At 45.7% G+C, this 5,673-nt stretch carries 4 protein-coding genes and 1 pseudogene; 3 read left to right on the plus strand and 2 right to left on the minus strand.

The features are described 5' to 3' along the window. From RIG66_RS21480 to RIG66_RS21490, 3 genes are all read left to right on the plus strand, one after another. Positions 1-2,338: beta strand repeat-containing protein (locus tag RIG66_RS21480; protein WP_446380768.1), on the plus strand; the 2,338-nt coding region annotated here is incomplete at its 5' end. Between the two features lie 197 nt (positions 2,339-2,535). After that, a complete protein-coding gene (locus RIG66_RS21485; RefSeq protein WP_446380769.1) occupies positions 2,536-3,675 on the plus strand; it encodes an Rpn family recombination-promoting nuclease/putative transposase in 1,140 nt (379 codons plus the stop codon). 77 nt (positions 3,676-3,752) lie between these two features. After that, complete coding sequence (locus RIG66_RS21490) at positions 3,753-4,595, plus strand: DUF928 domain-containing protein (RefSeq protein WP_446380770.1); 843 nt, start codon at positions 3,753-3,755, stop codon at positions 4,593-4,595. Here the strand turns inward: RIG66_RS21490 and RIG66_RS21495 are convergent. Together RIG66_RS21495 and RIG66_RS21500 are read right to left on the minus strand one after the other, a co-directional pair. After that, complete coding sequence (locus RIG66_RS21495; RefSeq protein ID WP_446380771.1) at positions 4,570-5,544, minus strand: CHAT domain-containing protein; 975 nt, start codon at positions 5,542-5,544, stop codon at positions 4,570-4,572. The genes RIG66_RS21490 and RIG66_RS21495 overlap by 26 nt on opposite strands. Positions 5,545-5,548: 4 nt before the next feature. Further along, positions 5,549-5,673, minus strand: a pseudogene (locus RIG66_RS21500) (IS630 family transposase); the annotation flags it as partial.

Raw genomic sequence — 5,673 nt, forward strand, 5'->3', positions numbered from 1 at the left:
AATTCTGGCAAATGATAGCATTTTATTGGATGGCGAAGATAGTCAAGGATTCGGCAGTGGTATTTTTAGTACAGTGGCATCGGGAGCTAAGGGGAATTCTCGGGGTGTGGAAATTGAGAGTGGCTCTTTAACTGTAACCAATGGCGCTCAAGTTGATGCAACTACTTCGGGAGAAGGAAATGCCGGTCAGATAGTAATTCGGGCGACCGATAGCATCTTATTGGATGGGGAAGATAGTCAAGGAGAAATTAGTGGTGTTTTTAGTACAGTGCAACCGATAGCCAACGGAAATTCTGAGGGAGTGAACATTGAGAGTGGCTCTTTAAGCGCAACCAATGGTGCTAGAATTTCTGCCACTACCTTTGGAGAAGGAGATGCCGGTCAGATAGTAATTCGGGCGATTGACAGCATCTTATTGGATGGGGAAGATAGTCAAGGATTCTCCAGTGGTATTTTTAGTACAGTGGCATCGGGAGCCAACGGAAATTCTGGGGGCGTGGAAATTGAGAGTGGCTCTTTAACTGTAACCAATGGCGCTCAAATTGATGCAACTACTTCGGGAGAAGGAAATGCCGGTCAGATAGTAATTCGGGCAACCGACAGCATCTTATTGGATGGGGAAGATAGTCAAGGATTAACCGGTGGTGTTTTTAGTACAGTGCAACCGGGAGCCAAGGGAAATTCTGAGGGAGTGAACATTGAGAGTGGCTCTTTAAGCGCAACCAATGGCGGTAGAATTTCTGCCACTACATTTGGAGAAGGAGATGCAGGTAAGGTAGTAATTCGGGCGACTGATACCATTTTATTGGATGGGGACACTAGTCAAGGATTAGTCAGTGGTGTTTTTAGCGCCGTGGCATCGGGAGCCAAGGGGAATTCTCGGGGCGTGGAAATTGAGAGTGGCTTTTTAGGTGCAATCAATGGCGCTATAATTTCTGCCTCTACCTTTGCAGAAGGAAATGCAGGTAAGATAGTAATTCGGGCAACCGATAGCATCTTATTAGATGGGGAATCTAGTCAAGGATTCCTCAGTGGTGTTTTTAGTACAGTGCAACCGGGAGCCAAGGGAAATTCTCGGGGTCTGGACATTGATAGTGGCTTTTTAGCCCTAACCAACGGCGCTCGAATTGATGCCACTACATTGGGAGAAGGAAATGCAGGTAAGATAGTAATTCGGGCAACCGATAGCATCTTATTGGATGGGGAAGATAGTCAAGGATTCCCCAGTGGTGTTTTTAGTACAGTGCAACCGGAAGCTAAGGGGAATTCTCGGGGCGTGGAAATTTTTAGTGGCTCTTTAACCGTAACCAACGACGCTCTAATTTCTGCCGAAACCCGCAGTGATACCAGGGCTGGAGATGTAAGCATTGACGCCACAGACTTTATCCAACTGAGCGGGGATAGCGCCATCCGCGCCAGTGCAACCACAGGGGGTCCAGCGGGAAACTTAGATATCATCACCCAGAGACTATCGGTAGAAGATGGGGCGCAAATCACCGTTAGTAGTCCCTCTGGACAAGCCGGGAACTTGACTATCGGGGCAAATTCCCTAGAATTAAATCAAGGTCAAGTCACCGCAGAAACGGGAACCAGTGGGATTGAAGGCGGTGCCAATATCCGTCTGCAAAACCTCAACACCCTGCTGATGACCGATGAAAGCCTGATTTCTGCCACAGCTTTCGAGGATGCTAATGGCGGTAATATTAATATTAACAGTATCTTCCTGATTGCCCTGCCTCCAGAAGGTGTCAACGGTAGTGATATTATTGCCAATGCCGAACGAGGCGACGGGGGACGGATTATTATCAACGGTGAAGGTATCTTTGGCATTGAAGAACGTCGAGCCATTCCCGGAAATCGCACCAACGACATTGACGCCAGTTCCCAGTTTGGTGGCGCTCCCGGTGAAATACAACTCAATGTACCCCTTGACCCCGCCAGAGGGTTGGTAGAATTACCAGGGGAGTTGGTGGATGTCACCCGATTAGTCGAACAGAATCTTTGTCAAGCGGCTCAAGGGAGCAGCTTTATTGTCACTGGGCGCGGCGGCTTACCCATACCCCCCCATGAACCCCTCAACCCTGAGGCGACTTGGGAAGATTGGCGGATTGAGTCTGAGAGTGAATCCACTGCTAATCCTACCCAGGATGTAGAGACGCGCCATGGCGCGTCTGGGGAAGGGAAAGTCCATCAACAAACCCCAGACAACCAACCCAAGCGAATTATCGAGGCTCAAGGTTGGTATCGAGATGCCAAGGGTACTGTAATTCTCACCGCTGAACCGACAACGGTAACGCCACATGGGACTTGGTTGAGTTCAACAAACTGCTCTGAATAAGACAGGACTTACGCAGTGGGAAAGGTGCGTTACGCTTCGCTAACACACCCTACACGAACACCTCTGACCTACTCTCCCTCTCATTGTCTCTATTCATATCTTGTTAATTTTGTCAATACCGCCACTATAGAAATTTTGAGTCACAGAGGTTGCCATACTACCCCTTGTCAACTCTGTGACGTTTACCCCAGGAGAATGTGAAAACTGACACCATCTTCTATAGCCTGTTTAAAGAGTTTCCCAGTATCTTCTTTGAACTGATTAACCAATCCACAGCACAAGCAGCGACGTATGAATTCACCTCCCGTGAAATCAAACAACTCTCATTTCGACTCGATGGTTTATTTTTACCCAAGAACCAAACCTCAAACCAACCCTTCTACGTCGTCGAAGTTCAGTTCCAACCCGATGAGAATTTATACTATCGTTTATTTACAGAACTGTTTATCTTTCTAAATCAATACAAACCCCCTCATCCCTGGCGGGTTGTAGTGATTTACCCCAGTCGCCGAATTGAACGAGAACAACCGTTACAATTTAGGGAACTCTTCAGTCGAGTGCAACGGATTTACTTGGACGAGTTAGAAACAGAGGCATCGGGTTCGGTGGGGGTAAACATTGTTAAGCTAGTGATCGAGAATCAACAGACAGCACCGACAGTGGCAAGGCAGTTAATCAACCAAGCCCAAGTCCAGATCGCTGATCCAAGCACAAAAAGAGACTTAATTGACTTAATCGAAACAATCATCGTTTATAAATTACCGCAAAAAAGCCGCAAGGAGATAGAAGCCATGTTAGGATTAAGTGAACTCAAACAAACCAAAGTGTATCAGGAAGCCAAGCAAGAAGGGTTTTCTGAAGGTGAACAACGAGGTGAACAGCGAGGTGAACAACGAGGTGAACAACGAGGCGAACTTAAAGCCAAGTTAACCGCTATACTACGCCTGATCAAGTTGGGTTTGAGTGTGGAGATGATTGCTGAAGGTTTAGATTTGCCCCTGGAATTTGTCCAACAGGCTGTTGAGTTATTTGAGCAACAAAATGTTATCGCTTTTGTTGAACTGTTAAATGAGAAACGCCAGCTTTTCTCCCCACAAGACTTAGCTGACTTAGCTGAGTTCATTCAACCCTTACCCGATCAACTAGAAGACTTGTCATCTGCGATCGCACACTGGTGCCAGCAGGAAGCACATACAGCACAACTTGAGGCTTGGCGTCAAATTTGCTCCCGGTTGTTGAGTGCGACGGTAGAGAAACTTGTGACGAACCCTGACACCCTTCAAACTCTATCCGCACCAGTCAACAAAGCCATGGTGCAAAATGCGATTGAGCGATGAGAGTCTTACCCTAATCTCAACCGTTAACTTTAATTGTGTCCACCTACTTATTCTATAGTATTTTTATGAAGTGAGATATGAACATTTTAAACGTGATGTTTCTCCCTCGTCGTCAACCCGTACTAGCCCTTAGCATTATTGTTAGTTTAATGACTACTATTGCCCCAGTGACGGCACAGGTTCAACCATCGAATACTATCTTTGATCCAATCTCGATTCCTTCTCTCCTGCCGAATTTACCTGATGATACTGGTGGCGGTACTCCTCAAACCGACAATGGAACAGGTACTCGTGGTGACTGTGAATACCAGGAAGGAGATCTACTGCTGACGCGCATGGCAGGTGGCAAAAACTTTCAATTAACCGTGAGTGAACATCCCACCTTTTGGATTTATGTTCCCTACAGTTCAGACAAAGTATCCTCTGGAGAATTTTCTATCCAACAGGGGGAAAATGATATTTATCGCACCACCTTTAAACTGCCAGCCACACCTGGAGTTGTTAGTGTCACTATTCCCAAAACAGAAACGCCGTTAGAAATAGATAAAACCTATCGCTGGTATTTTGAAATCAGTTGTCCTCGTTCAAGACAATCTCAGGAATCAACAACTCGACTGACGCCAGCATCACTAACAGGATTTGTGCGACGAGTTCCCCAACCTCCTGAACTTGAGGCGGAATTAAATCAGGCAAAAAATTCCCTAGAACGAGTTGCCGCTTATGCCCGTCACGATATGTGGTACGATATGCTTACAGAATTGGCTCAATTACGTTTGAAATACCCTGAAGATGACACATTAGAAAGTATCTGGCTAAACCTTTTGGGGGATGAACGAATTGGGTTAACAGAAATTAAGCAAGAACCCATTATTGGCAGTGTTATAGTGGATGAGGCTATAACCAATTCCCAATCAGAATAAAAGGCGCCCAGTGATAAGGGCGCAGATAATCTTTGTCGGGATCATCCGGATACTCCGTTAAGAAAGCAATTTGAGTTTGCCGCAGCGCTTCAGCTTTACTCCGTTGAGGTGCTTTTAACTGTTCGTAAAACCGTTGCATAAATTCGGCGGTGGATGCGTCGTTTACTTGCCATAATGTCGCCACTGTACTGCGGGCGCCCGCTCGCACAGCAATTCCGGCTAATCCCAATGCCGCACGCTTATCCCCAGTAGCTGTCTCGCAAGCACTCAAAACCAGTAATTCAATCGCAGTGGTACGATTGGTTTCATTGGCGCGTAATAAATCATCTAAATCCTGAACATTAATTCGCCCACTCCAGTCTAAAATAAAGGTTTTTTGGGGATTAGAACTAAACTTGCCGTGGGTGGCAATATGTACCAGATTAAAGGGTTCCTGATTAATCTTATTGCGGATATTTTCTTGCTCAAAGTCCTGATTTTCTAAAAGTTGATTCAGGTTGATTTGTTCTTGGATTCCGGCTAACTCATCAGCAACATTATCTAGGGGAGAAAATCCTTCTGCTTCAAAGCTTGGTGCATTGGGTGTTCCCGCAATCAGCCCCCGGAAATTCTCGCGTTTCAGGGGTTTGGGTTCTAGGAGTTGTAAACCGGGTGTTAACGCCACTGCATACCGCTCAATTAAATAGTTTTCTCCGTCATAAAGAGTAGAAGGGGGAATATTGCGTAAGGAACCATCGAGGACAAAGACTAAGGTTTTAACGGCGGGGTTATCTGAGTTGGCTGCATCTAAATCAGCTTCAAAGGGGCGAATTAACCAATCATAAAGTTGGGCTGCATCCTGTTTAATGCCACTGATACTCGTACTGCGTTTAGTTAAATCATCACGAAATTTTTCCACGGCTTGATCAACTTGTGTTTCTGAGACATCTTGATGAGCATAAGCTGTCATGCATTTAAACTGTGATAAGAGCATTACCCTTATTTTTCAGTTTGCGCCCCCAGTTAATAACTAGCTTGTCTTCATTTAAAAGTTGATGCAACAAAGATTCTAACTCTTCAATGGATTCAAAAAGCCGAT

The organism is Coleofasciculus sp. E2-BRE-01 (assembly GCF_040221695.1).
Taxonomy (GTDB): Bacteria; Cyanobacteriota; Cyanobacteriia; order Cyanobacteriales; family Coleofasciculaceae; genus Coleofasciculus.

Excerpts from the sequence above, each read along its gene's own strand:
- RIG66_RS21495 (WP_446380771.1), bottom strand. The coding sequence starts at position 5,544 with ATGACAGCTTATGCTCATCAAGATGTCTCAGAAACACAAGTTGATCAA.
- RIG66_RS21490 (WP_446380770.1), top strand. The coding sequence starts at position 3,753 with ATGAACATTTTAAACGTGATGTTTCTCCCTCGTCGTCAACCCGTACTA.